This window comes from Pantoea sp. EKM101V, from assembly GCF_011800325.1.
Lineage (GTDB): Bacteria > Pseudomonadota > Gammaproteobacteria > Enterobacterales > Enterobacteriaceae > Pantoea > Pantoea anthophila.
In genome coordinates, this window is sequence record NZ_JAALFP010000005.1 from 253,125 (window position 1) to 268,459 (window position 15,335).

At 58.0% G+C, this 15,335-nt stretch carries 12 protein-coding genes and 1 pseudogene; 4 read left to right on the forward strand and 9 right to left on the reverse strand.

Features of this window, described 5'->3' with window-relative positions; translation table 11 throughout:
* Positions 1 to 25: 25 nt before the first annotated feature.
* The 5 genes and pseudogenes from HFD92_RS10640 to HFD92_RS10660 all read right to left on the reverse strand — a co-directional run bounded on the left by HFD92_RS10640 (position 26) and on the right by HFD92_RS10660 (position 3,724).
* Positions 26 to 325 carry a helix-turn-helix domain-containing protein gene (locus HFD92_RS10640; protein WP_009092569.1) on the reverse strand — a complete coding sequence of 100 codons (300 nt, stop codon included), beginning with the start codon at positions 323 to 325 and terminating at the stop codon, positions 26 to 28.
* Positions 318 to 666 (reverse strand): annotated as a pseudogene (locus tag HFD92_RS10645) (type II toxin-antitoxin system RelE/ParE family toxin). Before HFD92_RS10645 ends, HFD92_RS10640 begins: the two are co-directional and overlap by 8 nt.
* A gap of 196 nt (positions 667 to 862) precedes the next feature.
* Positions 863 to 1,915, reverse strand: coding sequence for a YncE family protein (locus HFD92_RS10650; protein ID WP_167428907.1), 1,053 nt, complete (start codon positions 1,913 to 1,915; stop codon positions 863 to 865).
* A gap of 199 nt (positions 1,916 to 2,114) precedes the next feature.
* Entirely contained in the window at positions 2,115 to 2,324 is a 210-nt protein-coding gene (locus HFD92_RS10655) for a DUF1471 domain-containing protein (protein WP_009092571.1), read from the reverse strand.
* Positions 2,325 to 2,536: 212 nt separating this feature from the next.
* Positions 2,537 to 3,724, reverse strand: a complete 1,188-nt coding sequence (locus tag HFD92_RS10660) for an MFS transporter (protein ID WP_167428908.1) — start codon at positions 3,722 to 3,724, stop codon at positions 2,537 to 2,539.
* A gap of 104 nt (positions 3,725 to 3,828) precedes the next feature.
* Between HFD92_RS10660 and HFD92_RS10665 the strand changes: the two genes are divergently transcribed.
* A complete protein-coding gene (locus HFD92_RS10665; RefSeq protein WP_009092573.1) occupies positions 3,829 to 4,806 on the forward strand; it encodes an AraC family transcriptional regulator in 978 nt (325 codons plus the stop codon).
* Here the strand turns inward: HFD92_RS10665 and HFD92_RS10670 are convergent.
* The 4 genes from HFD92_RS10670 to gltP form a co-directional block, all read right to left on the reverse strand.
* Positions 4,803 to 6,347 (reverse strand): PAS domain-containing methyl-accepting chemotaxis protein, encoded by a 1,545-nt coding sequence (locus tag HFD92_RS10670; protein WP_111208675.1) that lies wholly within the window; start codon positions 6,345 to 6,347, stop codon positions 4,803 to 4,805. The genes HFD92_RS10665 and HFD92_RS10670 overlap by 4 nt on opposite strands.
* Positions 6,348 to 6,575: 228 nt before the next feature.
* The gene (murP, locus tag HFD92_RS10675; RefSeq protein WP_167428909.1) at positions 6,576 to 8,030 is read right to left on the reverse strand and encodes a PTS N-acetylmuramic acid transporter subunit IIBC; all 1,455 of its coding nucleotides are present in this window, start codon (positions 8,028 to 8,030) and stop codon (positions 6,576 to 6,578) included.
* Positions 8,030 to 8,941 carry an N-acetylmuramic acid 6-phosphate etherase gene (gene murQ, locus HFD92_RS10680; RefSeq protein ID WP_167428910.1) on the reverse strand — a complete coding sequence of 304 codons (912 nt, stop codon included), beginning with the start codon at positions 8,939 to 8,941 and terminating at the stop codon, positions 8,030 to 8,032. Before murQ ends, murP begins: the two co-directional genes overlap by 1 nt.
* A gap of 358 nt (positions 8,942 to 9,299) precedes the next feature.
* Positions 9,300 to 10,601, reverse strand: a complete 1,302-nt coding sequence (gene gltP, locus HFD92_RS10685; protein WP_009092578.1) for a glutamate/aspartate:proton symporter GltP — start codon at positions 10,599 to 10,601, stop codon at positions 9,300 to 9,302.
* A 585-nt stretch (positions 10,602 to 11,186) separates the two neighbouring features.
* On the opposite strand from gltP, the gene acs reads away from it, so the two are divergent.
* From acs to HFD92_RS10700, 3 genes are all read left to right on the forward strand, one after another.
* Positions 11,187 to 13,142 carry an acetate--CoA ligase gene (gene acs / locus HFD92_RS10690; protein WP_167428911.1) on the forward strand — a complete coding sequence of 652 codons (1,956 nt, stop codon included), beginning with the start codon at positions 11,187 to 11,189 and terminating at the stop codon, positions 13,140 to 13,142.
* A 140-nt stretch (positions 13,143 to 13,282) separates the two neighbouring features.
* Positions 13,283 to 13,612 (forward strand): DUF485 domain-containing protein, encoded by a 330-nt coding sequence (locus tag HFD92_RS10695; protein WP_009092580.1) that lies wholly within the window; start codon positions 13,283 to 13,285, stop codon positions 13,610 to 13,612.
* On the forward strand, positions 13,609 to 15,264 hold the full coding sequence (locus tag HFD92_RS10700) for a cation acetate symporter (RefSeq protein WP_009092581.1): 1,656 nt from the start codon (positions 13,609 to 13,611) through the stop codon (positions 15,262 to 15,264). The genes HFD92_RS10695 and HFD92_RS10700 overlap by 4 nt, the downstream gene beginning before the upstream one ends.
* The last annotated feature ends 71 nt before the right edge of the window (positions 15,265 to 15,335 follow it).

Below are 15,335 nucleotides of genomic sequence, written 5' to 3' on the forward strand. Positions count from 1 at the left end.
CACTCTGACAAGTGGCTTTTTTTATTCAAAGGTCAAAAGCAATTCTTTTTCCTGTCGGCAGTCTGACATCAATACTTATCTCGCCTCCCAGAGCTGTAACGTAACGCTTCAGCGTAGAAAGGCGTGGATCGTTGTCAGCCTGCTCCATTCTGGCAATGGTTGGCTGCTTCACCCCCATGGCTCGCGCCATCTCTGTCTGGGATAGGTTAAGTTCTTCCCGCAACATGTTCAGGGCAATAACCTGTCGCATTTCGTCCACTTTTTCGGCAATACGCTCACGACTTTCCGGGCTTTGCTTTGCCATCAGCTCTTTTAAATTAGCCATTTTCCCCTCTTTTCAGGTGTTTGCGGAATTCAGCATCTGCCAGTTTGATCATCTCTTTATAGAATCTTTTTTCTTTAACCCCGGTTTTATCGCCAGCACATAACACAATGCCACGGCGAGCAGGATCAAACGCGAAGAAGGCTCGAACCGGATTGCCCTGATGCTGCACTCTTAATTCTTTCATATTTGGAAAGTCAGAGTCGTCTACCGTATCAGCGCCTTCCTGACTGAGGACCATACTCGGAAAGGATAATCATCGCGGCGAGCATATCCTCCTTCAGCGCCTCAGTCTGGGTCTCAAACCACTCGTCAAAGAGATGGGTTGTATCGATATCCCACATCGCAACATCCTTATAGCGAATAAGCTATAAATCATACTATAGCTTATTCGCTATAAGGGCAACTGTTGCCCCATAACCGCGACATGTCCTGGCCAAAAGCGTGCTTTTCAATACAAAAAGCCACCCGTGAGAGTGGCTTTTCCGGTGACACAGCGCGGCGGTAAAACCGTTTACCTCCCCGCGCAGAGAGCGTTCCTTACAGAGTAATGCGCATCACGCTATCAGGATTCGCTGGCGGCGCCTTGCGCGAGCCTGGCTGCTTTACGCTGACATAAAGCACGTTGCCATCCGCTGAGAGCGCCAGACTGTTCGGCAGGGCCGGCGTTTTTACGGTACGTTTAACCTGATAAGTGCGGGCGTCGATGATGCTGACCTCGCCCGCTTTGCGATGGGTGACATAAAGCTCATCGCGATCCGGATTGAACAGCACCGCCAGCGATTCCGGAACGGCAATCCGCTGTATGACCTGCTGACTGCGCAGATCAACCACCAGCACCTGAGCCTGCTTTGAATCACTCAGAAAGGCACGCTGACCGCGCGTATCCAGCGCAATGTTCAGGAAGAAGTGCGCTTTATCGCCATCAATCTTCTGTTTTTTCTCAACGGCATTGGTGCGGGCGTTAATGGTCACCAGCTCGCCATCCGCATTGGTGACGTACACCTTCTGCGCGGCTGAATCCACTGCCAGGCCTGTGCCCATTTTGCCGGTGTTCGGGATCGTGCTGATCAGTTTCAGCGAACTGCCATCCACGACCCAGACCACGCTCTGCGGCCCCAGCCCGGTGATATAGACGCGGTCAGTTTTCACATCCACAGCCACCTGACGCGGCTGCAACGGACGCACGGTTTCGCTGCGCTTGCGGCCATCCAGCACCCGCGTGTTGAGGAGGTTGCCACTGCTGGCATCAATCGCGGTCACTGAACCGTCAAGCGTATTTCCGATATAGAGCACGTTCGTTTGCGGGTTGAGCGCCGCGCCAAACGATTTCAGCGGCGTGGCGATCGACTTCTGCACCGCCAGCGTCGCGGGATCGAGACGAAACACGGTGCCGCCCTCGCCGCTGCTGTTTTGTGCTGTCGCCACGAACAGCGCCTTCTCCTTCGGGCTGACGGCCAGTTCATAGACCCCTTTGCCCACCGCCTGATTCAGATCTTCTGCCTGCACAGCCAGCCATCCTGACGCAGAAAACAGGGCCGTAGCCAGTAACAGCGGACGCAGCGTCCGGCGCGTATTGGTATTCGCTTTCATAACTTCTCCAGAGTGAATTCACCGCAGACGCAGTGAAATGAAAGCCCGACATTGCAACCAGAAACAGCTGACCAGCAGCCTGAGAGAATCTTGTTTTTGAGAATAATAATTATTTCGGAAGGAAAGGGACAGGATTATTCGCGCAGAAACGCCGCCAGGACGCCCGGAGGCGTCCTGTCAGCATGGGAGGGCAGAGAGATTATTTCAGCAGTTCAGCGGTCATGTGCACGCCGTTGTTGGTGTAAGCTTCAGTGATTTTATATGAAGCACCAGCTTCCTGAGCCTGCGCAGCAATTTTCGCTTCAGCACCGTCCAGCGTAGAGTCGATAGCGGTCACAGATTGCGCGAAGCTGGCGAATGGCAGAACAGAAAGCGCGATAACAGCTGCAAAAGTTTTGATAGATTTCATGGTCAATTCCTCGGTTGATTTTTATCAGGTAAGGCGTGCTGCCTTGTTGATAGAAATAATAGTCCGGAAGTTAATCAGGAAAAAGCGGAGGGTTTTGCTTATCTCTTTCAGAAAAACTGAACATAAAAAGCACGCATCGTGCAGTTATCGCTCAAAAGGTTAATCACCCGATCATGAAAGAAAAGGCAGCATAATCCGCTGCCTGCAGAAGATTAACCGTGGTGCCGGACCCGGCTGAAGATGGTCAGTGCAGCCAGCAGCATCAGTACCCCGCTGGCAACAAATACGCCGCCAGCGCCGCGCAGATCGAACATCCAGCCGCCCGCCGCCGCGCCGACAGTTATCGCCAGCTGAATCGTGGCGACCAGCAGACCACCGCCCGATTCTGCATCATCCGGCACCGCACGCGAAATCCAGGTTGACCAGCCGGTTGGCATCGAACCAAACGCCATGCCCCAGATCGCCACGCCCACTCCCACTATCCAGCTGACCCCGCCAAAAGTCACCAGCAGCAGCGCGGTCAGGCTCATCAGCAGCGCCATCCCGCTCAGCGTCAGCGACACGCTGCGGGTCACCAGAAAACCGGCCAGCGAGGTGCCAAAGAAGTTCGCCACACCAAAGGCCAGCAGCGCCAGCGACAGCTGATTAAGGTTGAACTGCGCCACACCTTCCAGGAAAGGGCGCAGATAGGTAAAGAAGGCGAAGTGGCCGGTGAACATCATGATCACGGCCAGCATGCCCCAGCGCATCACGCCGATCCGCAGCAGGGTCAGTACGCCGCCGCTGCGGGCTTTGTTCTCTGCCGGCATGGCGGGCAGGGTAAAGAACTGCCACAGCAGCGCCAACGCGCCCAGCCCGGCGGTCAGCATAAAGATGTTGCGCCAGCCCACCAGGCCACCGAGGTAGCTGCCAAGCGGCGTGGCGATAATCGTCGCCAGCGAGATCCCGCTGAAGACGATGGAGAGCGCCCGCGGCACCTGATCGACGGGCACCAGACGCATGGTGATGGCGGTTGAGAGGGTCCAGAAGCCACCTATCGCCATCCCCAGCAACACGCGCGCCAGCAATATCACCGTCAGATCGCCGGCAAACGCCACCATCAGCGCCGAGGCGATAAGGAGCAGTGAGAACACCAGCATCACGATGCGGCGGTCGATACGCCGCGTGACGCTGCCGGTCACCAGGCTGGTAAACAGCGCCACCAGGGCGGTAATGGTGACGGTCTGTCCCGCCTGCCCTTCTGAAACGCCGAGGCTGTGCGCCATGGGCGTCAGCAGACTCACGGGTAAAAATTCGGCGGTAATCAGGCTGAACACCCCAAACGCCATAGCAAAAACCGCGCCCCACGCGGGGTGGGTCGGCGAGGAAACCTCATCAGCCACTTCGGTTGTCAGACTCATGCTGCTTCTCCGGAAGATAAAAAAGTGTGAGAGAGCATAGAGGGAGGCGTCAGGACGATCTATGATGCTTACACCTTCATTTTTGATAATTCGTCTGGAATCGCATGAGCCACTATGGAGACCTGACCAGCGAGCTGTTGATGGGGATGCGCCTTTATGGCGTCAACTATCAGCGTATCGCCGTAAGCGCACCGTTCGGGCTGCGCTTCGATCACGCACCGGGCCGGGCGCAGTTTCACTTTGTCGGCCGCGGCTCACTGCTGGTGCGCAGCGCCTCCGGTGAGGTGTTTCCGCTTCACAGCGGCGATGCGCTACTGGTGCCGCACGGTAAACCGCACAGCCTGATCTCCGGCGAGGAGGTGGCGTGTCTGTGTGTGAAAAATATGACGAGCAAGCCGATCTGCGACAGCGTCTGCGCCATCGCCGCCCCGGAGGATGCCGGTGAGGATGAGCACAGCGTGCTGCTGTTCAGCGCCTGTATGGCATTTGAACTGGGCGGCATGCAGCCGCTGATCAATACCATGCCGGATGTGATGCTGGTGAGTACCCTGCTGTCGCAGTATCCGGAGATTCAGCCGATCCTGGCGGCGATGGAACGGGAGTCGCGCACCCGGCAGGCGGGATTTGCCGGTATTCTGTCGCGTCTGGCCGACGTGGTTGCCGCGCTGATTGTGCGCGGCTGGGTGGAGAACGGCTGCGGCCAGCAGAGCGGGCTGGTGCAGGCGATGCGCGATCCGCGGCTGAGTCAGGCGATTGCCGCCATGCACCGGGAGCCGGGCGAAAACTGGACGGTCGCACGGCTGGCCAGCGTGGCGGGCTGTTCGCGTTCGGTGTTTGCCGGCCGTTTTCTCAACGCCACCGGCATGACGCCGTTACGTTATCTGACCGAACTGCGGATGCGGCTGGCGGTGCAGCGGATTGTGAACAATGGCGAAGCGGTGGAAGCCGTGGCTTACCATCTCGGCTACGGCTCGATTGCAGCGTTCAGCCGCGCCTTTAAACGCATCGTCGGTCAGTCGCCAGGCGCGCTGCGGGCCGGACGCGAAGGCACGCAGGCGCTGACCGCCTCATCTGCCGCTTAGCGGAATACGCTGATCGCCTCCACCAGACGGTTTGCCTGATGGGTCATGCGGCCCGACGCCTCGGCGCTTTCCGATACGCGCGCGGCGTTCTGATGGGTAATGTCATCAAGATCTTCCACCGCTGAACTCACCTCACTGAGTGCGGTGGCCTGCTCGGCGGTGGCGGCACTGATCTGGGCAATCAGTGCCGTGACATTCTGCACCTGCGACACGATATCCTGCATGGTCCGGCCTGCCGCGCTGGCGTGTTCATTGCCCGATTTGACCCGGCCAGCGCTGGTCTCGACCAGCATTTTTATCTCACTGGCCGCTTTGGCGCTGCGCTGCGCCAGACTGCGCACCTCGCCCGCTACCACCGCAAAGCCTTTGCCCTGTTCACCGGCCCGAGCCGCTTCCACGGCCGCGTTCAGCGCCAGAATATTGGTCTGGAAGGCAATACCGTCGATCACGCTGGTAATATTGGCGATTCGCTTCGAGCTGTCGGCGATTTCGCCCATCATCTCCATCATCTCGCTCATCACCTCGCCGCCTTTGCTCGCCGCACTGCTGGTGTCGGCAGAAAGGGTATTCACCTCATGCGCGGTTTCCGTATTGCTCTTCACCGTCGCGGTCATTTCGTTCATGGTGGCCGCTGTCTGCTGCACGTTGGCGGCCGCCTGCTCGGTGCGACGACTCAGTTCGTTATTGCTGCGGGCGATAGCGTCGCTGGCGCTTAAGACGTTGATCGCCTGGCCGCTGACATCATCCACCAGCCAGCGGAACATCAGGCCGAGCTGGCCGATGGCACGCAGCGTCACGCCCACCTCATCCACGCGATCCATCTGCTCAACCTGATGGCTGGCTCCGGTCGCCACGCGCAGGGCCTGCTGACACATCCGCTCGATCGGGCGGGAGATCTGCTGCTCCAGCCAGAGGCTGCTGAGTGTCAGCAGAGCGGCCATACCGGCAGCAAAACCGGCCAGGGCCGCCGGTGTCATCCCCAACGCCCAGGTACCCGCCACCGACAGAGGCAGCAGCGCCAGCAGGGTGCTGCGGATCCGCCAGCGCAGGGGCAGCGTCTTCAGCAATGAGGCGGGACGCCTCCAGCCGCTGCGCACCAGCAGGCCTTTGTGGAAACGTCGCCCTCTGGCGCGGCCTTCACGAAAATCCTGATAGAGCGCTTCGCTCTGACGCACCTCTTCCGGGGTGGGTTTAGTGCGCACTGACATATAACCCTGCACTTTGCCGTCACGCACCACCGGAATGGCATTGGCCCGCACCCAGTAGTGATCGCCATTTTTACGTCGGTTCTTGACCAGCGCGGTCCAGGGCTCGCCCTGCTTCAGCGTCGCCCACATGTCAGCAAAGGCTTCCGGCGGCATGTCGGGATGGCGCACCATATTGTGCGGCTGGCCGTTAATCTCGTCGGCGGTGAATCCGCTCGCTTCGATGAAGGCGTCGTTGGCGTAGGTGATGTGGCTGTTGAGATCGGTGGTGGACATCAGTGTCGCATGATCGTCGAACAGATATTCACGCTGAGAGACAGGCTGGTTGTTACGCATCAAAAATCCTTGAAGACCCGACCTTCTGCCCGTGACAGCTTAACTGTCAGCGGGAAAACGGCAGGCTGAGAGATAACGATTACCTTTTTTTATGTTTTCGGCATGCGTCTGTACTCTCTTTAGCGATTCCGTTAAATTTCTGCCGCGAAAAAAGCCACTTTGCAGCGGCTTTCACATTTTTGGGCGATTATTCATCCGTTAGCCGGATTTCAGAATTCCGGCAGTCCGTCAGCTGAGGTCAACATTTCGGGTGCCGAACCACCAGGTCAGCAGAAACCCGCCGGTCCAGGCGACCATCAGCCCGGCCAGATAGACCGCCATCCCGGCGAAGATCCCCTGTCCGGACGTCATCAGCGGCAGCGTGACCAGACCGGATGGCCCGAATACCGTATTCATCCCCACCGGTAATCCCAGCCACGCCACCAGTCCGATAAAGAAACCGCCCAGCGCTCCGCCCCCACAGGCGGTGATGAAGGGCTTAAGGCGCGGCAGGGTGACGCCGTAGATCAGAGGTTCACCGACACCCAGCAGGCCCGGCACAATGGCACCTTTGATCTGCGCCCGCAGCAGCGCCCCCTTCTCCGCTTTGCACCACAGCGCCAGTGCTGCACCGACCTGCCCGGCCCCCGCCATTGCCAGAATCGGAAACAGGGAGTTAAAGCCCTGGCTTTCCATCAGCGCAAAGTAGACCGGAATAAAGCCCTGATGGATGCCAAACATCACCGCAATCAGGAACAGCCCGGCCAGCAGAGCACAGCCAAAGGGATTATTGTTGAGATGGATGAACAGCCAGGACATCCCTCTGAACAGTTCACCGCCCAGCGGCATGATGAGCAGATAGGTGATGGCGCCGGTGATCACCAGCGTAAACAGCGAAGTGAGGATCATATCGAGGTTATCGGGAATGATGCGGCGCAGCTGTTTCTCAATCCAAGCCCCGATAATCGTCGCCATCAATACCCCGATAATGTTGCCGCGCGGATCGATGCTGAGGCCAAAGAAGCTCTCCATCCCGCTGTAGTAACCCGTGGTGGCAGTGGGCACATAGCCCAGCACAAACAGCGAGGCGATGATGGCACCATTGACGCCGCTGCCGCCAAAGGCTTTCTGCGCGTTGTAGCCAATCAGGATGCTGAGAAAGGTGAACAGCCCTTTGCCGAACACTTTCATGTACGCCACGGTGTGCAGCAGCCAGGGCGCATGGTCGCCGGGCGCATTAAGGTGGAGGCTTTGCTCAATCAGCGTGGCAAAACCGAGCAGCAGGCCCGCGCCGATAAAGCCCGGAATCAGCGGGGTAAAAATGGTGGCAAAACGCGACAGAAACTGGTGAACGCCGTGGGTCTGTTTCGCCCTGAGCTGCTGCTTCTGCTCCGCCGCCCGCTGTGCCAGATCCGCCGTCTGCTGGCGCGGAGGTGGCGAGATATCTTCCTGTGACAGCAGGCGCTGCATCCCTTCCGCGGCGGTCTGCGCTTTCCCCGGACCGAGGACAATCTGAAGCTGCGCCTCGCTGTCGATGACGCCCAGCACGCCCGGCAGGCTTTTCAGGCGTGGCAGATCGGCCTGCCCGGCCTGATTGAGCGTCAGCCGCAGCCGCGTCATGCAGTGGCCGCAGGCTGCGATATTGCGCGCCCCGCCGACCGCCTGCAGGATATCGCGCAGCAGTGCTACGGTGATGCTGGCCATCAGCGTGCTCCCGCTGCCTGCAGAGCCTGACGGATAAAGCCCTGATGCTGGCTGAGCAGCGCTTTTGCCTCATCGGCGTTCAGTCCGGCCAGCACCATCAGGATGGCCGTTTTGCAGTGTCCGCCGCAGGCGGTGAGCGCAGCGCGGGCCGTGGCGTCATCGCAATCCGTGGCCTGCATGACGATGTTGACCTGGCGCTGCACCAGCTTCTGATTCGTGGCTTCCACATCCACCATGAGATTGCCGTAGACCTTTCCGCTGCGGATCATCGCGCCGGTGGTAAGCATGTTGAGCACCAGTTTCTGCGCCGTGCCCGCTTTCATGCGGGAAGAGCCGGTGACAATCTCCGGGCCGACCACCGGAGTGAGCGCAATCGCGGCAACCTGTGCCATGGCGCTGTCCGGATTACAGGTGAGCGCCACGGTGGTCGCGCCAAGTTCGTTCGCGTAAGCCAGCGCACCCAGCACGTAGGGTGTGCGACCGCTGGCGGCGATACCGACCAGGATATCGTGGCGGCTGAAGTGGATATCTTTCAGATCCTGCGCGCCCTGCTCCCGGTTATCTTCGGCGTTTTCAACCGCCTGCAGGATGGCGGTATGGCCACCGGCGATCAGGCCGATAACCTGTTCGCGGGGGGTGCCAAAGGTGGGCGGGCATTCGCTGGCGTCCAGAATACCGAGCCGTCCGGAGGTGCCTGCGCCGCAGTAGATCAGTCGTCCACCGGCCCGGAAGGCGGCGCAGATGGCGTCAACGGCAGCAGCGATCTGCGGCAGGATAGCCTCAACCGCCAGCGCGACCTTTTTATCTTCATCATTAATGACGCGCAGCATCGCTTCGGTGGAGAGTTCGTCAATGTTCTGGCTGGCCGGGTTGCGGCCTTCGGTAATCATCTGGCTAAGGTCGAGTTTCATGACGGGCTCCGCAAAAGGAATAAATTATTCAAACTGGAAAACATTATAAAGAATGATTAATTCGCTGGGGGAGATCTTTTTTCACTGGATGTGAGTGGCGTCGTTGTCAAACCGGAGCCGATCAGAAAAGGTTCACCTGATCGTAAAGACGCATTCGTCATCCATAACGCTCGTCCCACGCCGTCCCTGGCGTGGGACGCTTTACTCGTCAGGTGAACATTTTCTTCCCTCAGGCTGTTTTACTGCTGTTTGAAAAGAAGTTTTAGCCGGACATCTGCCCTATCGACCCGGTATGAACTAAGCCACACAAAAAAAGGGCCCAACTTTCGTTGAGCCCTTTCTGCGTGAACGACGACGATCAGCCTGCGGTCTGCGTCCGCAGCTGCAGTTCGTACGCCTTCGCCTGTTCTGCATCGAACTGGTTTTCCCAGCGGGAAATCACCAGCACCGCCAGCGCGTTACCGACCACGTTCAGCGCGGTACGCGCCATGTCCATGATGCGGTCAACACCAGCGATAAACGCCAGGCCTTCCAGCGGAATGCCGACGCTGCCCAGGGTGGCCAGCAGCACCACGAACGACACGCCCGGCACGCCGGCGATCCCTTTCGAGGTCACCATCAGCGTCAGCACCAGCACAATCTCGTCGGTCAGTGACAGGTCAATGCCATAGAGCTGCGCGATAAAGATGGCCGCGATGCTCTGATAGAGCGTTGAACCATCGAGATTAAATGAGTAGCCGGTCGGCACCACAAAGCTGGTGATCGCTTTCGGCGCGCCGTAGGCTTCCATCTTCTCCATGATGCGTGGCAGCACGGTTTCCGAACTGGAGGTGGAGTAAGAGAGGATCAGCTCATCTTTCAGGATACGCATCAGGGTGGTGATCCGCAGCTTGCAGAGACGCGCCACGCCACCCAGTACCACGAAGGCGAAGAAGAGAATCGCCACGTAAACCAGCAGCACCAGCTTGGCCAGCGGCCAGAGCGAGGCAAAGCCGAAGTTGGCAATCGTCACCGCAATCAGCGCAAACACCCCTACCGGCGCATAGCGCATGATCATGTTCGTGACTTTAAACATCGTTTCAGAGATGCCACGGAACAGGTTCACCAGCGGATCGCGCTGTTCTGACGGCAGAGACGAGAGGCCTAAGCCAAACAGCACCGAGAAAAAGATAATCGGCAGCATGTCGCCCTTCACCATCGAGGCGAAGATGTTCTGCGGGATCAGCGACAGAATGGTGGCAACCAGGCTGTGCGGACCGCCCTGCACCTCTGCCGTTGTCGCTTCATATTTAGAGATGTCCACCGTTGCCAGCGTTGACATATCGATGCCGGTGCCGGGTTGAAATACGTTGGCCAGCGTAATACCGACCACAATGGCAAGGGTGGTGATCACTTCAAAGTAGAGAATCGTTTTGACGCCGATGCGTCCCAGCTTCTTTGCATCACCTACGCCGGCAATGCCGACCACCAGGGATGAAATCACAATCGGTACCACAATCATCTTGATGAGATGAATGAAGATATCGCCTGCCGGACTGAGAATGTTGGTGACTAACCATTCACGATTGTCTGGCTGATTATGCAACACAGCGCCCACAATGATACCAAGCACAAGGGCTGTCAGAATCTGCCAGGCCAGGCTGATTTTAAAACCTTTCATAACGTGTCATTTCCTCAGTCAAAACCCGTTTTTTCTCTGCTGCGAAGGTGCAGAAGACGATACACACAGGGAGTGAGCAAAAAGCCCGGTAAATTAGAGGGTGTCTTGAAACAGCGCCTCGTATGAAAATCTGACGATTCCCATACCCATTTTCAGACGCGGTCTGAGTTGATACCTGCAGAACAGGGGCGAGATAAGTACCATTTTCACTGTGGTAAATGCAACCCCTGGCGGATCCGATTAAAAGTTCACCACCTGAGTAGCATAAAGTGCTGCTGACGCTGAAAAACCCTAACCTGCTGTTATGAAAAGTATTACTTCGATGAATTTACGCATAGCTATGCAGGAGCGGTTAAAAAGGCTCCCGGCGCGTTTGCTTGCTTTTTATTCAGGGTGAGTGTCAAAAGGTCATGCCTGTCGCCCTTATCCCCGTCGGCTTATCCAGCAGAAATATCGGGATAGCCTCCCGCTCAGGCGGCGAAGAAATATCCCGTGATCTGTGGCGCAAAAAAGAAACAAAGGCTCAGGGCAGGCTTCAATTAACTATTGATTGACATATCATTAACATCTTCAAGGAGATCCGCCATGAGCCAAAACCACAAACATCCTGTTCCAGAGAACATTGCAGCGAATGCCCTGATCACAGCAGAACAGTATCAGGCGATGTATCAGCACTCTGTCGACGACCCGGACAGTTTCTGGGGCGAACAGGGCAAAATCCTTGACTGGATTAAGCCCTACAGCACCGTGAAAAACTGCTCGTTTGCACCGGGTAACATCAGCATTCGCTGGTACGAAGATGGCACGCTGAACCTGGCGGCAAACTGCCTTGACCGTCATCTCGCCACGCGCGGCGACCACCCGGCCATTATCTGGGAAGGCGACGACGCCAGCGAGAGCAAAACCCTGACCTTCCGCCAGCTGCATGCTGAAGTCTGTCGCTTCGCCAACGTGCTGGAGCTGCTGGAGGTGAAAAAAGGCGATGTGGTGGCGATCTATATGCCGATGGTGCCGGAAGCGGCTGTGGCGATGCTGGCCTGTGCGCGTATCGGGGCCGTTCACTCGGTGATCTTTGGCGGCTTCTCACCGGAGGCGGTGGCGGGCCGTATCGTCGACTCCAGTGCCTCGCTGGTGATCACCGCAGATGAAGGGATCCGCGCCGGCCGCAGCATCCCGCTGAAGAAAAATGTCGATGACGCATTAAAAAATCCTGCCGTCACCAGCGTGAACAACGTGGTGGTCTTCCGGCGCACCGGTAAAGAGGTGGGCTGGGTGGAAGGCCGCGATCGGTGGTGGCATGACCTGATGCAGAACGCCAGCACCAACCACTCCCCAGCCGAAGTGGGTGCAGAAGATCCGCTGTTTATCCTCTATACCTCCGGCTCCACCGGTAAACCCAAAGGGGTACTGCACACCACGGGCGGCTATCTGGTCTATGCGGCGACCACCTTTAAGTTTGTCTTTGATTATCATCAGGATGATATCTACTGGTGCACCGCCGATGTCGGCTGGGTCACCGGCCACAGCTATCTGGTCTATGGCCCGCTGGCCTGTGGCGCAACCACGCTGATGTTTGAAGGGGTGCCGAACTGGCCCACACCGAGCCGCATGGCGGAAGTGGTCGATAAACATAAAGTGACCCTGCTCTACACCGCGCCCACGGCTATCCGTGCGCTTATGGCGGAGGGCGATAAGGCGATAGCGAACACTGACCGCAGCACGCTGCGCATCATGGGTTCGGTCGGCGAGCCGATCAACCCGGAAGCCTGGGAGTGGTACTACCAGAAAATCGGCAACAGCCGCTGCCCGATTGTGGACACCTGGTGGCAGACCGAAACCGGCGGCTTCATGATTACCCCGCTGCCGGGTGCAACCGAGTTGAAAGCCGGTTCCGCCACCCGGCCGTTCTTCGGGGTGCAGCCCGCACTGGTAGACAACGAAGGTCATCCTCAGGAAGGTGCCTGCGAAGGCAATCTGGTGATCACGGAATCCTGGCCCGGACAGGCGCGAACGCTCTTTGGCGATCACGACCGTTTCGAGCAGACCTATTTCTCCACCTTTAAAAATGCCTACTTCAGTGGTGACGGTGCCCGTCGCGATGAGGATGGCTACTACTGGATCACCGGCCGCGTTGATGACGTACTCAATGTCTCCGGTCACCGGCTCGGCACTGCCGAAATTGAGTCGGCGCTGGTGTCGCACCCGAAAATTGCCGAAGCCGCGGTGGTGGGCATTCCGCACAGCATCAAAGGTCAGGCGATTTATGCCTATATCACGCTGAATCACGGCGAGGAGCCGTCACCGGAGCTTTACACCGAAGTCCGCCAGTGGGTTCGCAAAGAGATCGGCCCGATAGCCACGCCGGATGTGCTGCACTGGACGGACTCTCTGCCGAAAACCCGCTCAGGCAAAATCATGCGCCGTATTCTGCGCAAAATTGCCACCGGCGACACCAGCAATCTGGGTGACACCTCCACGCTCGCCGATCCTGGCGTCGTAGAAAAACTGCTTGAGGAGAAACAGTCCATCAACATGCCTTAAGCGCACGCTGTCCGGCGGGAAGATCGCTTCCCGCCACCCCCGCCCCACGCAGTCTGTTTCGGTAGTCACAAATATTATAACCAGCTGAATCCGCGTCCTGACGCGAGGTTCTCCCCTGCAAGACCTCTGGAGAAAATGTGATGAATGACGCCCTTTCGAGTCAGGATGCAATCAATCAACAGATTGAACGTAATCCCCGTTTTCATGAGCTAGTCCGTAAACGCCAGGCGTTCGCGACGCTGCTGTCGCTGATTATGCTGGTGCTCTATGTCGGTTTTATTCTGCTGATTGCGTTCGCGCCCGGCTGGCTCGGTACGCCGCTGCACGCTGGCACCAATGTGACCCGCGGTATCCCGATTGGTGTCGGACTGATTGTGGTCTCCTTTCTGCTGACCGGCGTCTATGTCTGGCGCGCCAACGGGGAGTTTGACCGTTTAACCAAAGCGATCCTCAGCGAGGTGAAATCATGACCCGACTCACCTTATGGCTGCTGGCCCTGATGCTGCCCTTCTCCGCGCTGGCCGCCGATGCGATAACCGGTGCCGTGCAGCGTCAGGCAACCAACTATCAGGCGATCATCATGTTTATGATTTTCGTCGGGGCCACGCTGGGGATTACTTACTGGGCCTCCAGACGAACCCGTTCACGCAATGATTACTACACCGCGGGCGGCAACATCACCGGCTTCCAGAACGGTCTGGCGATGGCGGGAGACTTTATGTCCGCGGCGTCGTTCCTGGGTATATCGGCGCTGGTTTACACCTCCGGTTATGACGGGCTGATCTACTCGCTCGGCTTCCTGGTCGGCTGGCCGATGATTCTGTTTTTGATCGCCGAACGGCTGCGCAACCTGGGTCGCTATACCTTTGCGGATGTCGCCTCCTATCGTCTTAAGCAGATGCCGATCCGCATTCTCTCCGCCTGCGGTTCGCTGGTGGTGGTGGCGCTCTACCTGATTGCGCAGATGGTGGGGGCCGGGAAGCTGATCCAGCTGCTGTTTGGTCTTAACTACCATGTGGCGGTGATTCTGGTCGGCATTCTGATGGTGATGTATGTGCTGTTTGGCGGCATGCTCGCCACCACCTGGGTGCAGATCATCAAAGCGGTGCTGCTGCTGTTTGGCGCCACCTTTATGGCGGTGATGGTCATGAAGGCGACCGGTTTCAGCTTTAATACGCTGTTCACCGAAGCGATGGCGGTCCACCCTAAGGGCGCCGCGATTATGCAGCCTGGCGGACTGGTCAAAGATCCCATTTCGGCGCTGTCACTGGGCTTAGGACTGATGTTTGGTACGGCTGGCCTGCCACACATTCTGATGCGCTTCTTCACCGTGGCCGATGCCAAAGAGGCGCGGAAAAGCGTCTTCTGGGCCACCGGCTTCATGGGTTACTTCTACTTCCTGACCTTCATTATCGGCTTTGGGGCCATTCTGCTGGTCGGCGCGAATCCGGCGTTTAAAGATGCGGCGGGTGCGCTGATAGGCGGTAACAACATGGCGGCGGTGCACCTGGCGAATGCGGTGGGCGGCAGCACCTTCCTCGGCTTTATCTCTGCGGTCGCTTTTGCCACGATTCTGGCGGTGGTGGCGGGCTTAACCCTGGCAGGCGCGTCGGCGGTGTCGCACGATCTCTATGCCAGCGTTTACCGTAAAGGTCAGGCCAGCGAAAAGGATGAACTGCGGGTCTCTAAAATCACCGTGCTGGCGCTGGGCGTGGTGGCGATTGCGCTGGGTATTCTGTTTGAGAAGCAGAACATCGCCTTTATGGTCGGGCTGGCCTTCTCTATTGCGGCCAGCTGTAATTTCCCGATCATCCTGCTGTCGATGTACTGGTCAAAACTCACCACGCGCGGCGCGATGGTGGGCGGCTGGCTCGGTCTGCTGACCGCGGTGATCCTGATGATCCTCGGCCCGACGGTGTGGGTGCAGGTGCTGGGCAACGCCACACCGATCTTCCCGTATGAGTATCCGGCGCTGTTCTCGATGATCGTGGCCTTTGTAGGCATCTGGATCTTCTCGATTACCGACCATTCGCCGCAGGGTGCAGAAGAGCGTTCGCGCTTCCGGGCGCAGTTCATTCGCTCGCAGACCGGCACCGGTATTGAACAGGGTAAAGCGCACTGATTGCCCTCTGAAACGGGCAGAAACAGGCCATAAAAAAAGGGCGGCTCAATCAGCCGCCCTTTTCTTTCATG